The following is an 18,123-nucleotide window of genomic DNA, read 5'->3' as shown; positions in this document are numbered from 1 at the left end:
TGAACCCCGCTCGATCTACTGTTTTAAGCGATAGGTCTTCCGTGGTTTTTTCTTAGGAACCCGCTTGACACCCACTTCTTCCACGAATTCTCCGAACTTCACGAGGAAGTTATTGCTAACGATGGGGCGTCCAGGATTGATCAGATTGACCAACTCGGTTGCTTCATAAACGGTGAAAGGCTCCTCTAACAGATAGAGGAAGGTTGGATTCCAGTCCAGACGCCCCTGAATCCGCTTGATCGACTCTTGAATAATCTGGTAGTGGTCAAAGGCAAAATCAGAAGCAGCTAAGGGTTCTCCATCGAGCAAACACTGGGACTTTTTGAAATCGACATCGAGAAAAACAACTTCCTTGGCATCGTCACCTGCATGGGCTAAGTCTACTGCTTCTGCCGGCAGATAGACCAGATGGGCGATGGTAATGACCCAGCCTCTGGGGTCCCGCCCAGGGGTGGAAACTGTCATGAGCTGCTCCACCTTATTCACTGGCAGATCGAGCCCAACTTCTTCTTTGACTTCTCGGATACAGGCATGAGTCGCATCTTCATCCTTGTTCACAAAGCCCCCCACCAAGGCGAGGCGGTGTTGATAAGGGTGGGCCTTGCGGCGAATGGCTAAGAGCTTGAGCTTGCCTTCAACAAAACAGTAAGCCACCATGTCCGCTGTGACACTTGGAGTTTCATAAGTTGGCAGATCTTGCTCCTTGTACCACTTGAGAAAGTCTGCTTCACTAGCGACCGTCTCAAAATACTCTTTCTCCGTCATTCCTGCTGGAATCGAGAGACTTGCCATCTAATCCACCTCCTTCTTGAGGGCTTTGGTCCATTCTAAGAAGAAGGGAACGCTAGAAAGAAGAAGGAGATAGATCCATTGAAAGGCTGTGCGTCCTACAAAAAGGTCCTTCCATAGAAGTTTCATAATATTGACAAAGCCTTGCTTTTTCGCTTCTTGGTGAACATTTTTAAAGTCTTGGCTAAAAGTTGCGAATTTTTGAGATAGGTTTTTCATAAGCTGCTCCTTAGTCGGCTTGGTAAATGGCATCGATCACCTTCTTGGCTTCTTCGTAGTTGCCGAGGTAGTCTGATGCGAGGAAAGTGGTCGGAATGTTTCCTAGGTATTGCTGGCGCAATTGGTCCAGGTAATTTGAAAAGCTGGTGCGGATTTCTTCGTCCGCCATGGTCATATCTCGGAAACCATCATTGACATAAGAACCGATCGGCTGGACAAAGAGGATCAAATCCCATTTTTCTTTGGAGAGAATACTGACAAAGAGGTTGTCAAAGGTATCGGTCATGCTGGTATCCTGGCCTTCGACTTCCATATAGTAATCGTAGTAACCCTTGGTCACCAGGGAATTAGTATCTGCGATGACAAGGCCTCGATTGGCACTACTATCGATGAGCTTAGAGGTTTGATCATACTGTCCTAAGAGTAGGTAATAGTAATCTTTTGGCGTGAGTTCATCATCCCGCACATTGTTCTTGATCTGGTATTCACGGGCATACTCAAGACTAACAGGTGCATCGTAAAAGCGAGCCAAGTCCTTTGCAAGGGTCGTTTTCCCGTTGCTGGCGCTCCCCATGATCAAAACTTTTTTTGTGAACTGGCGACGGAAGGGCTGAGCGATATATTTCCAGTATTTGCTTGGATTTTCCCGGATCATGGTAGCAGAGATCCCGAAGCGGCGCTCTTCTAAGTGAACTTCAAACCCTCTAGCTTCCAACTCTTCCTTGTAGGCTTTCTCCCCTACATAAAAGATCAACTCTTCTGTCTCTGTTTGATACTGGATGGTGTTTAGGGCTGTCTGTAACCAAGGCTCCCAGCCCAAGGGATAACGAGGAAGTTCTGTCTCATCTAACTTATAGACTTGGGTCAACTCATCATTTGAGAAGGCTTCACGGATATAACGGAAGCGTTTTTGTAAGGTCAGTCCCACTTCTTCACCACGATCCCCTTCATAACCAGATACAATGACACGAACGCGATCACACTGACGCTTGGCCCGCTGGATCAGGTCAATATGCCCTTGATGAAGAGGCGCAAAGGTTCCAAAAACCAGGGCAATTCTTTCTTTTTTCATATGAACTCCTTTTTATAATTTTTTATAAATAGATTTCCTTTATATTTTTATTATAAACTATATTTTCTATCTGTCAGTAGTTTTTTATAAAAAAATATATTTTTCTTCAAATCAACAAAAAAAGATCTGAAAAGAGAAGCTTATCCTTTCAGATCTTTCGAATTTTATTCACGAGTGAGGGAGTGGCTAACACCGTCTTTCAAAACCGTCACACTAGATACAGAGCCATCTTTTCCAACTACGATATCTAGAGTCGCCGCAGACCCATCGCCTGCTGAGAGATTAGCATGGTAATGACCATCATCCAAGGTATAGTTATAAGCGCTGATACCATAGGCTACGGGTTGGCCCCCAGGAAGTTGGATGGTCACTTGACCACCTTGGCCAATAGTGACTCCAGTGTCGCGTTTGTCAGACCAATTCCCAGCTGCTGCAGAGAAATCCCCTGCTGCCACAGAATAGACTCCCTTGTATTGGGCATTCTCCGTCGCAGAAGCTTGCTTCTTAGCCTGGGCATGGCCGTCTTCTAGACTTGGCAATTTTGCTTTCGCTGGTGTTGCTGGAGTGGCTACTTCTTTTGTTTCTTTTGTTACGGGTGCTGCTGGTGTCGCTTCTTTAGCTGGAGCAGGTGTTTGACTAGCTGCTGCTTGGTTATTTTTGCTACCAACAGTATGACTTTCTTCTGATTTGCTATCAGAGGATGAAGAGGCAATCGGATCTTTACTAGTGATCACTTTTTTCTTAGAAGAAGAGCTGGTTTGTTTAACCAGACTGGTCTTTGAACTGCTTGCTTCTGAAGTTTTTTCTTCTTTATTCCCGCCACAAGCTCCTAGGAAAAGACTAGCTGTCAAAGCTAGCGCTGCTAGGGAAATGATTTTTTTGTTTTTCATAACAGAACCTCTTTTTTGTAACATTTGTAATATTTTGTAACATTATTGTAACACTGTTATATGAGGCTGTCAATAGTTTCTCAAATATTTTTCTAATTTGAAAGAAATTTTAGGTAAGTTCCTAAACTTTGCAAAAAAAAGCCGGACATACTGTCCAGCTTTTCTTATTTATACACTTCTTGATAGAATTCGATCTTGTCCCCTTTTTTAACGGTGGTTTCAGCAGCACCTTTTGGAGCCATTTCGCCATTGATCTTGTACATCCAGTAAAGACCTTTGGCTTCATCTTGGCTGTGACCGTCAATCGAGGTGATCATGCCATTTTTTTCTTCAATCTTGTAGTTGGCTTTGAGCACTTTCATGAGGTTGCTCTCTTCTGCTACTTTCAAGGTTTTCGATTGCGCTTTTTGACCTTCTGGCGTCACGCCAATCGTAATCGAAATTTCGTTTTTCTTGGCAACTTCTGTGCTAGAAGCTGTTGTTTGATGGTTTGTGCTATGAGACGAAGCGCAACTCGCTAAAAGAAGAGCTGCAAGTAAGGTCATTAAGCTAGAAATGGTTTTTTTCAACATAAAATCTCCTAAAGATTTGATAAATAATGGGATAGAAAATGATCGTCGACAGAGCATGGGCAAGGTTAAAACTAAAACCATTGACCAAAGCATAGGTCCACCAAGGAATATGGTATATCAAGGCATAAACACTATCGATCAAGACCCCATAAGCAAAGGACAGTAGGCCCACAAAAAGGATCTGAAGGACAAAGGGCAACCACTTGTAACTGATGCGCCAAATGAGCATCAAACAGCCAAAGGCGACAATCTGAAAGAACACAATCAGGCTCATCCCCAGGAAAAAGGCGGAGACAAACATGGTGATCATCATCACAAGAAAAGCAAAGCTATACCCTTCAAATATCACCAAGAGAAAAAAGACAGCAGAAATAGGTTGGACATTTGGGAAAGGGGCAAAAGCCTGACGTAGAGCGACACAAAGGGCCGCCAAAAGCGAAATACGGGTTAATCGCTGAAGCGTCATGACGTCCTCCTAGACAATCTCGAACTTGATCGTTCCAGCTGTCGTTCCAACCTTGATCGTTTGCCCTTCTTGGGCTTGACCTTTCAGCAATAGCTCTGCTAGTTGATCTTCCACTTCGGTCTGCAAGACACGACGCAGTGGGCGAGCTCCCATTTCTGGATCGTAGCCTTTGGTTGCTAGCAACTTGAGCGCTGAAGGCTGGAATTTGAGGGTCATGCCTTGTTCTGCCAAGGTCGCGATGAGCGGTTTGACCATGACTTTCACTACCTGCTGCATGTCCTCGCTTGAGAGACTATGGAAGACCACCTTTTCATCAATCCGGTTGATAAACTCTGGACGATAGGTCTTCTTCAACTCTTCAAACATGCGTTTTTCCATATTGGCTTGGTCAAAGCGGATATCTTTGGCACCAAAGCCAACGGTCTTATCATCCCGAAGGGCTGTAGCTCCCAGGTTTGAGGTCATGATGATAATGGTATTGGAGAAGTCGATCTTCCGGCCTTTGCTATCGGTTAAGACTCCGTCATCCAAGACTTGCAAAAGGACATTGAAAATATCTGGATGGGCTTTTTCCACCTCATCAAATAAGAGAACTGAATATGGTTTGTTGCGGACTTTCTCGGTCAACTCGCCTCCTTCTTCGTAGCCCACATAGCCTGGAGGGGCTCCGTTGAGGCGGCTGGCCGCGAATTTTTCCATGTACTCACTCATATCAAAACGGATGAGGGCCGATTCATCATCAAACAAAACTTCCGCCAAAGCTTTGGCTAGCTCTGTTTTTCCGACACCGGTAGGTCCTAGGAACATGAAAGAACCGATCGGACGTTTATTGCTACGGATACCTGATTGATTGCGTCGAATAGCCCGACTGATACTCGAAACCGCTTGGTCTTGACCAATCACGCGCTTGTGCAATTCTGCTTCTAAGTTGAGGTACTTCTTGGCATCGGTTTGGGTCAGTTTTTGAGTTGGAATACCAGATAATTGGCTCAAGGTCACCAAGACATCTTGGTCAGTGACTTCTTTTTTGTAGACAACGGGAGCGGCCTCTACTTCTATGAGTTGGGCTGCTTTCTTCCACTTGCCATCCATCAAGGCCCGGTCTAAGGCGGTCAACTCTTCTTTTACGTGACCGTTGGAATCGCGGTTTTGTACAGTAGCTGCCGCTTCATCCAAGAGATCAATGGCTGAATCTGGCAATTGACGGCTGGTCAAATAGCGGTGGGCATATTTGACAGCTGTTTCGATCGCTTCATCGGTAATTGTCACATGATGGTGGTCCTGATAGGTCTCTTTCAAGCCTTGGAGAATTTGGATGCTATCTGCAACACTTGGCTCTTCAATGGTGACTTTCGCAAAACGTCGAGAGAGGGCTGCGTCTTTTTCGATATGCTTTTGGTACTCATCTTGAGTCGTTGCCCCAACTGTACGCAAGGTTCCCCGTGCCAGGGCTGGTTTTAGAATATTGGCTGCGTCTAAGGTCGAATCAATACCGGATCCTGACCCCATAATAGTATGCAGTTCATCGATAAAGAGAATCACGTGACCGTCTTCTTCGATGTCCTGGATGATATTGTTCATCCGCTCTTCGAAGTCCCCACGGAAGCGCGTCCCTGCAACGACATTCATGAGATCCAATTCTAAGACACGCATTTGCGCGATTTCAGCTGGAACATTGCCACTAGCGACCCGCTGGGCCAGACCTAATGCAAGAGCGGTTTTTCCGACCCCTGCTTCTCCCACCAATACAGGATTGTTCTTCGTCTTGCGGCTGAGGATTTGGATCATGCGTGAAATCTCTGCATCCCGGCCAATCACAGGTTCAAGCTGGCCTGCACGCGCCATTTCTGTCAGATCACGGGTATAATCTTCAAGACCTCCACTGGTGCTTGGGGGCATGCCCATCATATTTCCCATGGTTTGGCGGTTGGGGTTTTGGGCCCGATAGAGACTCCGAATGGCTTTGATATCATTCTTGTCCCAGCCTGCTTTGTCTTCTAAATTCTTGCGAAGGGAGGCAATAGGAACTCCCTTGTCTTGCTCTGTAAAGGCAAAGCCGGCAAACTCCATGACTTGGCTCGCCAAGGTTCCACGGTCTGCTAGAAGAGAGAGGAGCACATGCTCTGTTCCCAAGGTCTTGGCATGAAGAACCTGGGCAATCTCTCTTGCGTGTTTCATAATGGCTTCCATCCGATAAGAAAATGGGAAGATTTCATACCGATTGTCGCTTTGAAAAGCTTGGCCTGTAATATGCTCCGCTGCATCCTGAAACTCATCGATCTGCATAGGATAATCGTTAAGTACAGAACCTGCCACGCTATAGGGATTATTGGCCATAGCCGTCAGGAGATGCCAAGTATCTAAGGTATGTCCCTGATAGTGGCCTGCTAGTATTTGGGCCGCTTCTATACTTTCTAACAGTGCTGTTGAATAGTTCATCTAGTCGGTATTTCCTTTTCTATCTACTTGTTGAATGATTTTTTTCAGCATACTTGCTCGTAGAATGAGAGCATCTCGACCTAGGACCTCATCGGAGGTCGTCGCAAGCAACAGCTGAGTCTCACGTTGTGTCAATAATTTTTCTTCATAGAGCATCTGGAGGATATCATTGAAGACCTGCTGGCTGATGGTCTCTCCAATATTGGCTGCCAAGTCTTGGAGCATCTGATGGTGATCTGAAAACTGGACCTTTCCAATGCGGATATAGCCCCCACCACCGCGCTTGCTCTCTACAATATAGCCTCGGCTCTCGGTAAAGCGGGTCTTAATGACATAGTTAATCTGACTGGGTACGACCTGAAAGACATCGGCTAACTCACTTCTTTTGAGCTCTGCCATGCCAGCTTGAGCCAGCAAGGCCTTGATATAAGCTTCAATGCTATCAGATGTGTTCTTATTTGCCATGATGCTCCTTTCTGGCTTGTTTTTTTTCTAGATGGATGCTCTGCTCTTTGGCCCATAAAAATGGCCTTGGAGTACTCCTTCTCATCATTGACCTTATTTGACTATTATACAATTTTTACGGCTGTAAATAAAGCAAAGACTCTATGGAAATAGGAATCTCTTAAGGAAAGGAGAAAAATAAAAGAGAGTGGGACAGAAATCGGTAATTCGTTAGAATTCGATTTCGTCGTCCCACCTCCGCACAGTTGAGTAGGGCTGTAAAAGCTGATGAAATCAGCGTAGTAGAGCCCACTCAACCACTGCGTCTTGCTCGACAATCCAAAAATAATTGAGAGGCTAGGACTTTTGTCCCAGCCTCTTATGCGAAGAATGAACTACTCTTTGCGACGAGCGAATTTCGCGCCTCCACCCAAGAAACCTAGACCAAGAAGGCCTAACCAAGCGAAGAAACCACTTTCTTTTGTACCGGTTTGAGGAAGTTTTCCTTCCGATTGTAGAGAAGGACTTTCAACATCTTCTTTTTCCGGATGGTCTGAAATCAAAACAGAAACTGCTTCTGGGGTTTTCGGTTGCAAGAGAACCGGTCTTGCATTTTCTTTTTTGTCTTCAGCTTGAGAAAGAGTTGCAACTTCTGGTTGCACCTTACTTGGAGTGACAGGAGTGGTTGGAGTCGGCATATCAGCTATCAACGGACTTTCTTCCGCTTCCTTCGTTCCGACTTCTGTGATCTGCTCCTGGGCCTCCACTTCGACAAAGGCATCGACTTCTGTCCGAATTTCTTTGCCTTCTTCTTGTCGAACCTCGATCAATTTCAAGCGGCGTCCGACCTTCCCTGCTTGAAGGATCCGGCTTTCGCCCTTGGCCAAGTCCTTGTTCTCACGTGTTTGACTCTCAAATGGAATCTCCTCCGCTTCGATGAGTAGTTCTGGTTTTTCAAGAATCAAATCCCGAACACCTTGATCTGGGCGTGTCTGCGTCAGCGGTTCATAATTGTGAACATCTCCTAAGATGGTTTCAAGGGCTTCGACTTGATTGGCTGCAGCAACCAAATCTGGGCGCTCTTGATCCAACAACTGAGTCAAGTCCGTCAATTGTCCTTGAACAGTTGGTTTGAGATCTGCTTTCAAGCGATCGAGAGAAGTAGTCTTGATCTTTTCTACTCCTTCTCTGATGATCTGTTGCAGCTCCTCTTGACTGAGCAACTGGCTATCTTTCCCTGATAGGATAAATCGGTCTACTTGGATAGCTCTAGATGACTGAGGATCATTGAGGGCTGGATCCAGATGCAGGCGTAGCTGATGGTAGCCTTTTGCTAGACCTTGCAGATTGACCAAACTCTGGTCGAGCTTGCGTTGGTCTCCATAGCCACTGAAATAATGGTCGCCGTCGATCTCATAATCATGGCCCCGACCTTCTTCGAAGGCCATTTCTTTTCCATCCAAAGTGACGCTGTAGAGACCATGACTTGGATCAACCACTCCTCGGACCTCCACGCCTGTTCCCTTAAAGGTAATGGTCACGTCAATGTGTTTCTTGCCTTCCTCATCAGTCACTTGGTTAAAGCTCGACCAAGATTCTGTGCCATTTGAAAAGTCTTTGTTGTCCGTCTCATGGTGCCAACCCTCACTGTAATGCAGTTTCGGATCTTGGTCATCCACTTCTTTGCGATTTTCTGGCAACTGGTCTTCATTCATCACTTGGACTGTCAGTTCTGGAATAAAGCCGACCAGACTTCCTTGATCCGGATGGAGCAATTTGACCTTAAAGTCATAGACGTCGGTCGCTTTTCCTGCAAAATCAAGGGTTGGAACTTGGACTGTTTTTTCCGTCTCTCCATCTGCGAACTCAAGGGTGACGTTGGTATCTTTGTAGACCTTGCCATGAACCCCTGTTCCTGGTTCTGTGATTAATTTGAGACTGGCACTTCCTTTAGAGCCACCTTTTCTCTTGACGACGACTTGCGCTGGGTCGCCTTTCTTAACAGCTAGGGTTGGCTGAGCAAATTCAAAGAGACCCTTTTCTTGGTTATTGAGAGCATAAATCCCTTCCGTTGCGATCGCATCTCCCTTGCTATTGACCAAGGTCAAGGTGTGAGATCCTGCTGTCAAATCCGGTGTTTCATAGACCTTTTGGCTACGTTTGCGGCTTGGGCTTTGGGTATTGATGGTCGCTAGCTTTTGGCCATCGACATAGACATCCATTTCCCCATGACCAGGGTCGACAGTTGCGATCACATAGGCCTTAGTGCCTTCAAACTGATAGGTCACCGAAGCTCCCTTTTCTTTGGTCCACATAGAGGTGCCTCGAACGCCTTCTCCCTCTTCATTCCATTGGCCATTGGCCCGCTCTGCTGTCCGGTCAGAATGATAAGTCAAACCAAGCGGATATCCATCGGTTTCTTCAATGCTAGCTGGCGTCTTATAGACAGAGACTCCGTTCAAGATTGGAGTAGCTTGGGCATCGGTGATGGACACCCGGATATAGCGACTATCAACTGGTTGCCCTTTGATCAATCGGCGGTATCCTACGGTTGAGCCAGCACCATATGGAACCCATTGGCCATTCACTGCCACATCAATGGTGAAGCCAGAAATCCGTTGGCCTTTCTCGATGGTTTCTTTAAGCTCTACCACATCAAAATGCTGTTCTTTTCCAAGATCGAGAACAAAAGAGCCGGTCTTGGCATCATCTGCAGGTGCCCAACTGGTCTTTTCATCACCATCTGTCAAATGGCTGGCCTTGTAGAGCGGATTGCGTCGTGTCGAGTCAGCTTCTACCAAAGCTCCTGCCGCATAGTTCACACTGTAGAGTTGGTCCAAGGTCTGACGGAATTCTTTCAAACGGGCCACATCGGCATCCGCAAATTTTCCGTCTTGGTTGGGTGGAATATTGAGCAAGAGTGGAGTTCCACGGCCGACCGATTTGAAGTAAATGTCCATCAATTCGCGCAAGGACTTAGGCTCTTGATTGTCATGGTAGAACCAGCCGGAGCGAATAGAGACATCGGCTTCTCCCACTGAGTATTGCTTCCCTTCCGGATCCCCGTGATTGAGGTAGCTGTTGGATGGATTGTTGCGGATCTTATCTGGATTGACCTTTTGCCAAACCGGATCTCCGGCAATCCCCTTTTCATTTCCAATCCAACGAACATTGGTCGGCTCAGCTGAGAAGATAGCAATATCCCCTTGGGCCTTACGAATGGCTTCAAACCACTTGTCGAAAGTATAGGTGACCTTTTGAGCCCCATCGCCACGCGCTCCATCCATCCAGACTTCTACGAACTTGCCCTTGTTCCCATATTTTGGATCTTCAAGGATTTCCTTAAGCTGGTTGAGATAGTATTCATTATATTGGTCCTCTGTATCCACATGGTAGAGCGGACTGTGAGCATCCCAAGGTGAGAGGTAGACCCCCATGTCCATGTCATACTTGCTGGCAGAAGCAGAAACCTCGGCTAGGACATCGCCTTTCCCATCCTTCCAACCGCTTTTAGCAATGGTATGGTCGGTATATTTGGAAGGGTACAAGAGGAAGCCATCGTGGTGCTTAACGACCATGATCGTCCGTTTAAAGCCAGCATCTTTCAGGGTTTTGATCCACTGATCGGTATCCAGATGCTCTGGATAGAAATAATAAGGATCTTCTTGCCCATCTCCCCACTCACGATCATAGTAAGTATTCATCCCAAAGTGGATGAAAGCTGCTAGCTCTTCGCGGTGGTATTGCATCTGAGCCTTGCTTGGAAGTGGTCCGTAATCCGCAATCTCAGTCTCCTCGTTTAGAGAAGTGGCTGGTTGGCTTGCTTCTGTCCCTTGACTGACTGTGCGATTTTCTTTCTCACTAGTAGCTGCTGAGGGTTGTTCTGATGCTTCTTGGTGCTCGTTCACAGTTTTCTCCTCCTTTCCTTGATCTCCTGCATTGCTTGTTTCAACCCGTTCTTCACGCGGTTCATTATTCTCAGCTTGTTCCTCTGCGTAACTGGTAGTAGTTCCTAAAAAACAAGTCGCTACGACTACCGAGCAGACACCTACTGAGAGTTTACGAATGCCAAATCGATTTCTCTGATCAACTAATCTTTTTCCCATATTCTATTCCTTTATGTCACCAGGTAAAGAGGGTGGGGCTTCCCCATCCTCCTTCTTTTTACCTGTGAACTTTTCACCATTTTTTACTAGTTTCTCTAGCTGTTTTACTTGGCCTTATTGGCTCTTTTTTTCTGATCGTCCAGCACAGCACTGGCAAGGCCTGCCGCTAAGATTCCAGCAACGAGGCTTGCGACGCTTTCTTCCGTTCCTGTATTTGGTAATGTACCTTCGGAAACTGGAGCCGCTGAAACTGCTGGTGTTTGAGTGTCTTTCTCGACTTCCTTCTCTATTGCATCTGTCCCTTCCTGGCGCACCGCTTTGACCTCAAGAGATGCTTGAGGAGTTGCGGTAGCTACTGGTCCTTCTGAGACATGAGGACCTTCTGGGTTCGGAAGCGGTTGTGACTGTGGCTGTGGCTGCGGTTGCGGCTGTGGTCCTGGCTGTGGCTCTGGTTCTGGCTGTGGCTCTGGTTGTGGTTCTGGCTGCGGTTGTGGCTGTGGCTCTGGTTGTGGAGTGTCTGGAAGTACTTCTTTTGTGCCCACCTCTGTAATTTCTGCCACTGGATCTAGCTCTACAAAGGCATCTAGTTCCTTCCGGCTTTCCACACCATTTTCTTGAGAAACTTCCACCAAGCGCAATTTGCGGCCTTTTTGACCTTCTTGAATCACACGTTTCTCACCTTTTGGAAGATCCGCATTTGGACGTTCTAGGCGTTCAAAGTCCATCTCTTCTGGCTCAATCACCAACTCTGGCTTGGTATGGACCAGATTCTTAACCCCTTCTTCAGGAATGGCTGAGCCTGTAGGTGCTTTTGCGGAGAGAGAAAGTTGATATACTTTTTCGAGCTTGCCATCTTCTGAGACAACCTTGACAAGCACAGGGGCATTGGCACTTTTAGTATCCACGACCGTAACGGCTGTTCCATTCTTACCTTGTGCCGAAACGATTGGACGGTCTCCCTCATACTCTAGATGATAATCTGTCACATCTGGGTTAAAGCCTTCTAGGTCTTTGCCATTCACTTGGATGGTGACATCAGTTGTTGCCTGAGCCTCTTCTGTTGGGGCATAGGCGCTCAATTCAATGATTCCGATCCCTTTTAGATGTTCATCACGGACCATTCTTAAACGGATGGCTTTGGTTCTAGTTTCATTGAAGCTGAGGTTAGAAATATAACCAGCTTCAAAGTCATAATCCAAGCTATAAGGGATCTCTTCCCAGTTAGAGGCTTGGTTAAATGGGTGATCTGGAAGATTTTTCAGATTGCCATAGTCATCTGGGACATCAAAGTCTGGACCAATATAGCGTTCAAGAACCGTCTTAGTTGGCAGACCTGTTTCCTGATCTGCAAAGAAGTCGACCGCTACTTTATTGACCAAACGCTCTGTTACTTGACCATTTTTCTTGAAAATGAGACCAGCAAAGGCTTCGGTTTGATCCGGTTCTCTCTTCCAGTTGGTCCAGCGATAGTATTCGTTGTAGCCACCATCGTTGATGTAATCGATATAGTCGATTTGGTTTGGATCGAAATCATTGGTTTCACTGGCAAATGCTCTGGTATCTTCTGCATTGTAGTCACGGTTCACAGAGAGGTTTTCTCCTGTCTTTTCGGACACCCGGACGGTCAGCTGAGCTGTCAGATCATAGCCAAGGACTTTTCCTTCCAGCGTGAAGCTGCCTTCATGAGAAAGTGCATCAGCTGGTACAGCCTGCCAGTCCACCGTAAGTTCCTTGCGTTCATAGCCTGTATCCCCTTGGAAGTAGACACCTACGGTAGATGGTAGAACCAGATCTTGACCGACTTTCACAAAACGGCTGCCTGCTTCTACTGCTACTGGAGTAGCTTGTTTCAGTTTTTCTGCATCACTTGTGAGATGGAGGCGGTATTCTTGTAAGATGGTACCATCTTCCGCTTTATGGATGACACGGATTGGCTCCCCTTCATGGACGCTTGGCACAACCGTTGCAAGGCCGTGATGGCTAGCTGTCGCTTCCACTTGTGGATAAGCCCGATCACGCGCATCGATGTAGTAATCGGTCACACTTGGGTTGACACCTGGCAATACATCGCCATTGACGCGAATGGTCAACTGGCTCTTTTCTTCTGCCGCCACCTTATTGGCAAAGATCTGAATCTCTGAAATAGAGCTTCCACGTTTGCCTTCTGGTGTCTTCATGCGGATCCGAACGGCATAGGTGTCGACTTTATCAAAACTGAAATGATTCATCTTACCAGCTGCTACCGGTTCTTCAACGGTTAGGTTGCTGACTTCTTTCCAGTTAGCTGGATTGTTAAATGGATGGTCTGTTTCGTCTTTGACGCGATTTGGATTGCTTGGAACTGTTGGGATTTGTTCCCCTGTATAGTACTCAATCACATATTCACTTGGAGCGCCAACGCCGTGGTCTTCATGGAAACCAACATGGAGGTTGTCCACTGCTCGCTTGGTCAAGATACCAGAATCCCCAAACAAGATACCAACCGAATCTTCCGCATTGTCACGGCCCCAGTTGGTCCAACGGTTAGCTGGAGCATCGGTAAAGGAGATGACCTTATCATTGACCTTAGCAACTGGATCTGCATCGTTAGAGTCACTTGCAAAAGCGAGTGGCAAGACAGATCCTGTCCATTGCTCTGCTACGTTGGCCCCCTTGACTGTGTTTGCGGAAACACGAATATGAAGACGTGTTGGAAGATCCGTTCCTTCTACACGACCAGCTAGGACAACTTCTCCTTCTTTGGCCAAGAGTTGCGGATCGACCGCATCCCAGGCCACCTTAGCTGTATAGGTCTTACCATTAGAGTGATAGGTCCGCACGCTTTCTGGAAGAGCTGGTTTCTCGCCGACTGGAGTGGTGGTGCTGACTTCTTCTACAGCAATAATGCCTTCAACCGTCACTTGAGCTTGGGCTTCTTTTTCCACACCCTCTACATGACCTGTGACTTTAAAGCTATGGTAATCCTTGACTTGATCTGCGGTTACAGCATCCCAGGTCACGCGTTTTTCTTTCGGGAATCCCTTATCATACTCGACCAAGACGGTTTCTGGAAGAGCTGGCAAAACGTTTCGATCGGTGCTGATCCGTACAGGACGCACCTTCACAACCGTTTTTTCTTCTAGATTTGGCGTGATGGTAAAGCTGACTTCTCCCGTTTGTCCTTGGTAGTTGGCTTCTAAATGAACCAATCCTGCTTCTCGCAATTCCAAACCTTTATTGGTTGCGACGGCTTTTCCTTGGCTACCAGCTCTTGTTTTCACATCGATTTGATCTGCTTTGAGACTTGCCTGGCTACCATCTTGGTAATGGGCAATGACTTCAAGTGGTACCGTTTGGTCTTCCTTGAGTTCCTGTCCTTCTGGCAGACGCAATTCTAGGCGCTCGATCTGTGGACTTTCTTCTTGGAATTGGACCACATAGGTCTGTACAGCTCCCGTATCCTTAGCAGTCACAAAGATTTGGGCTTTCAAACCATTTTCGCGATTAGCTTGTAGGACCGTCACTTGAGCATTTTCTGCACTTGCTGTGACTTGACCTGGTTCTTGACCATAAGCCAGCGGACGGAAAATAGTATGGTTGCCACTACCAAATTTTGGAAGGGCTACCCCATCTATCTGAACCGTTGGTTTCTTAGCCTTGGCTACATCTCCTCCTGCAACCACTAGTGTCGCTTGGACCGTTTCCCCATTGCCTAGGAGTCCTGTCGCCTTCAAGCGTGCTCCCGGTGTAGACAATTGATCTTCTTGACCAGCTTCCAAGGTCCATTGATCGACCTCATAGTGGGCAGTGGTCCCATCAGTGAAGACTAATTGCACAGCCTTATCCACTGTTGCTAGATCTGCTCCCTGTGGGATTTGTTTGATGACTGGAAGGACTTGTTCCACGCCGATCACATCGACCAGAGCTTCGACCGTGCGTCCTTGAACATGACCTGTCACACGGACTTGGCCAGCACGGCTATAGTCTGCCGCATCCCATTCAACGGCTTCTTCTTGGGCCTTGCCATCACTATAGACCACATTGACCTTACTTGGTAAGGTTGGTTTTTCTCCTAGATAAGCACTTTGTCGAACAGGTTCCACACCTAATACAGTGCGTTCTGCTTGGTCCTTCTTACCTGTAAAGAGGCTGACTTGGTCTGATTGCAAGCGATCTGAGTCTGCATACAGGGTAAAGGCACCTGCTTGCTCAGTTGATTTGACAATCACAACCCCTTTGCCGTTAAAGGCCCGACGTTGCCATGAGCCATCTTCCTGCGCTTTGTAGCGTTCACGGCTGGCTTGTTCCCCATTATCGACACCGACAATTTGGCCTTGTCCATGCAAATGGAAATGCACCAAATTATTGGCAGTTGGTACAACACGACCTTCTTCATCGACGATTTCATAGGTAATATAGGTCAAATCCTTACCGTCCGCTGCAATCGCGTGTTCTTCTTTCAACAAACGGACACCTGCAGGCTTGCCGGCTGTTTCGACTTGATCTTTCGCAATCACGTCGCCTGCTTCGTTGCGGGCAATGGCTTCCACCTTACCTGGCACATAAGGAACCAACCACTCTAGATAGAGTTCATCCGGATTTGCCCCTTCTTGGTAAGTCCGGCCATCAGCTGTGGTCTTCTTGGTAAAGGTCTTCACTCCTTGTGATTCCCCATTGACAATCAATTCCACACTGTGGGCATTGGAGAAGGTCCGAACAGGAATCCGACCTTCTTCATCCATGACACGATTGGCCAATTCTGGGTTGTCCCAGTTCCAATGTGGCAAGAGATGCACCATCGGATGCTTTTCAGCCGATACCCATTGGCTTTGGTAGAGGTAAAAATCATTCTTTGGAAGACCGGCCGTATCGACAATACCGAAGTAAGAACTTTTCACAGGTGTGTCATTTTGGTTGTGCCATGGAGTTGGCTCACCGATATAGTCCGTACCAGTCCAGATAAATTGCCCTGCATAGCCGGCATGATCGCGGTCAAAGGTCCAAGAGGCTGTCGCTGTCCGACCCCAACCAACCCGATCATTGCCGTAGTCTGATTGTTCATAGTGGCGATCTTCTTGGTTGCTTCCGACCCATTCTCTTTCAGGGTGGTAGTAAGAGCCCCGTGTCCGCGTCGCAGAAGAGGTTTCAGAACCATAAATGAGCCAGTTTGGATGTTTCGCCCGTAAGCTTTCATAGTTGGCCTCTGAATAGTTGAAACCAACCGCATCGAGCTCTGCCGCTACCTTTTCATGGCCTCCTGATCCATCACCAAAGCGGAATTTATCAGCTCCCATAGTGACATAGCGGGTTGCATCCACGTCCTTGATGGTCTTGACCAAGCGACGAACAGTTGCGACAGATTTGTCTGAACCATCTGCTTCACCGACTTCGTTACCGATTGACCACATGACAATGGCTGGATTGTTCTTGTCCCGTTCTACCATGGTTCGTAGATCGTAATCGGACCAAGTATCCCCCTTACGAGCTTCTGGGTGAGTGGCATCTTTTTCAAAGAAACGACCATAATCGTATTGTTTCTTACCACCATACCAGGTATCAAAGGCTTCTTCTTGGACCATCAAGCCCAACTCAGCAGCAATTTTTAAGGTTTGTTCACTGGCTGGGTTGTGGGTCGTCCGGATGGCATTGACCCCCATGTCTTTCATCTGTTTGAGACGACGGTATTCAGCCTTGTAATTTTCCTCAGCTCCAAGAGCCCCGTGGTCATGGTGAAGGGATACTCCGTGGAATTTCGTCGCCACCCCATTGAGGAAGAAGCCACCTTCTGGCGTCCAGTTGAGATAGCGATAACCAAAGCGTTCCTTTTGCACATCGACCAACTGCGAATCCCGATAAACCCGCGTATACAAGGTATAGAGAGCTGGATGATCCGTTTTCACATCCCAGAGGGTTGGTTTTTCAACATGCAAGGTTTGAGAAAGGTTGATCGCTTGACCTGCTAGAACAGCTTGTGCTTCACTGCGCGTTTTTTCGCTCACCACTTGGCCATTTTGATCGACAATTTCATATTCCGCATAAATACTATGGGCTTGATCATCCTGGTTGACAATGCGGCTCTTCACCACCGTATCTACTGCCCCATCTTTCTGTTTTTCCAACTGAGGGGTCGTAATCGTAGTCCCATACTGCGCTAAATGAACCTTGTCCGTCACACTCAGCTTAACATCCCGGTAAATCCCGCTACCAGAATACCAACGGCTACTTGGTTGTTGATTGACCACATGAACGGCGATGGTATTCTCGCTTCCATCTGCGTTCAAATAAGGAGTAATATCATAAGAAAAGGCATTGTAGCCATTTGGATAATGACCGACGAATTGTCCGTTTACATAGACTTTGGAATCCATGTAAACCCCGCCAAATTCCAAGCGGACCTTCTTATCTAAATCTTTGTCATCCAAACGGAAGGTCTTACGATACCAAGCATCCCCACCGTTTAATTGACCCCCTTCATTTTGAGCAGGAGAGTTGTGATCAAAATCAAAGAAAATAGACCAGTCATGAGGAAGATCTAATTTTTTCCAATCCTTGACATCCACTTGACGCCCTTCTGCACCAGGAGCTGCATTTAATTTAAAATACCAATCTTTATTAAAATCACGTTCTCGATCTTGCACAATATCCTCCGCTACACGATTTTGATCTGGAACAGCTGTTTCTTCCGTTCCTGTAGCACGCTCAGATGAAGCTGAAACAGGCTGGCCTTCGCCTTGAGGCGCCGGCTTTCCCTCAGCTCTGGTAGGGGTGATGACAGCTGGAGCTTCTGAAACCATTGCACCAGCTTCAGGAACTTCCGTTTCTGAGTTTTCAGTTACAACACTTGGTGTCTCCATCGAAGTCGGTTCACTTTCGAGGGCTGGCTTTTCTTCCGCATGGACCCTTGAAAGACCCAAGGCAGAAAGCCCAATCACAACAGAACAAGCTCCAACTGAGAGCTTACGAATACTAAAAACAGGACGCTTTTCAAAAAAAGACTTTCCCATAAAAACCTCCTCTTAGGATTAACTGTTAAATTTGTAAGCGCTTTCTTATACCTGCGAACGCTTACAGAAAATCACATATTAACTATACCAAAAAAATAGGAGCGATAGGCCTCGATTTCGCTCCAACTATAGTTAGATTAAGA

At 46.9% G+C, this 18,123-nt stretch carries 9 protein-coding genes and 1 pseudogene; all 10 read right to left on the bottom strand.

The window, feature by feature from the left end:
• Positions 1-15: 15 nt before the first annotated feature.
• Complete coding sequence (locus RDV49_RS03065; protein WP_003009015.1) at positions 16-792, bottom strand: NUDIX domain-containing protein; 777 nt, start codon at positions 790-792, stop codon at positions 16-18.
• Between the two features lie 24 nt (positions 793-816).
• Positions 817-1,008, bottom strand: a pseudogene (locus tag RDV49_RS03060) (hypothetical protein); the annotation flags it as partial.
• 10 nt (positions 1,009-1,018) lie between these two features.
• On the bottom strand, positions 1,019-2,080 hold the full coding sequence (locus RDV49_RS03055; RefSeq protein WP_003009019.1) for an AAA family ATPase: 1,062 nt from the start codon (positions 2,078-2,080) through the stop codon (positions 1,019-1,021).
• Positions 2,081-2,244: 164 nt separating this feature from the next.
• Complete coding sequence (locus RDV49_RS03050; RefSeq protein ID WP_037608145.1) at positions 2,245-2,970, bottom strand: hypothetical protein; 726 nt, start codon at positions 2,968-2,970, stop codon at positions 2,245-2,247.
• Between the two features lie 164 nt (positions 2,971-3,134).
• Positions 3,135-3,542 carry a DUF4430 domain-containing protein gene (locus RDV49_RS03045; RefSeq protein ID WP_003009023.1) on the bottom strand — a complete coding sequence of 136 codons (408 nt, stop codon included), beginning with the start codon at positions 3,540-3,542 and terminating at the stop codon, positions 3,135-3,137.
• Positions 3,520-4,008: a hypothetical protein gene (locus RDV49_RS03040; RefSeq protein ID WP_003009025.1), complete on the bottom strand. Its 489-nt coding sequence runs from the start codon at positions 4,006-4,008 to the stop codon at positions 3,520-3,522. The genes RDV49_RS03045 and RDV49_RS03040 overlap by 23 nt, the downstream gene beginning before the upstream one ends.
• Positions 4,009-4,017: 9 nt before the next feature.
• A complete protein-coding gene (locus RDV49_RS03035; RefSeq protein WP_003009027.1) occupies positions 4,018-6,447 on the bottom strand; it encodes an ATP-dependent Clp protease ATP-binding subunit in 2,430 nt (809 codons plus the stop codon).
• On the bottom strand, positions 6,448-6,912 hold the full coding sequence (locus RDV49_RS03030; protein ID WP_003009029.1) for a CtsR family transcriptional regulator: 465 nt from the start codon (positions 6,910-6,912) through the stop codon (positions 6,448-6,450).
• Positions 6,913-7,286: 374 nt separating this feature from the next.
• A complete protein-coding gene (locus RDV49_RS03025; protein WP_003009031.1) occupies positions 7,287-10,997 on the bottom strand; it encodes an alpha-L-fucosidase in 3,711 nt (1,236 codons plus the stop codon).
• Between the two features lie 104 nt (positions 10,998-11,101).
• Positions 11,102-17,980 (bottom strand): Ig-like domain-containing protein, encoded by a 6,879-nt coding sequence (locus tag RDV49_RS03020; protein WP_003009032.1) that lies wholly within the window; start codon positions 17,978-17,980, stop codon positions 11,102-11,104.
• Positions 17,981-18,123 lie beyond the last annotated feature (143 nt).

It is taken from the genome of Streptococcus parasanguinis, from assembly GCF_031582885.1.
Classification (GTDB): Bacteria; Bacillota; Bacilli; order Lactobacillales; family Streptococcaceae; genus Streptococcus; species Streptococcus parasanguinis_M.
Note: the sequence above shows the minus strand (reverse complement) of the source record. Positions and strands in the feature narration are given on the sequence as shown.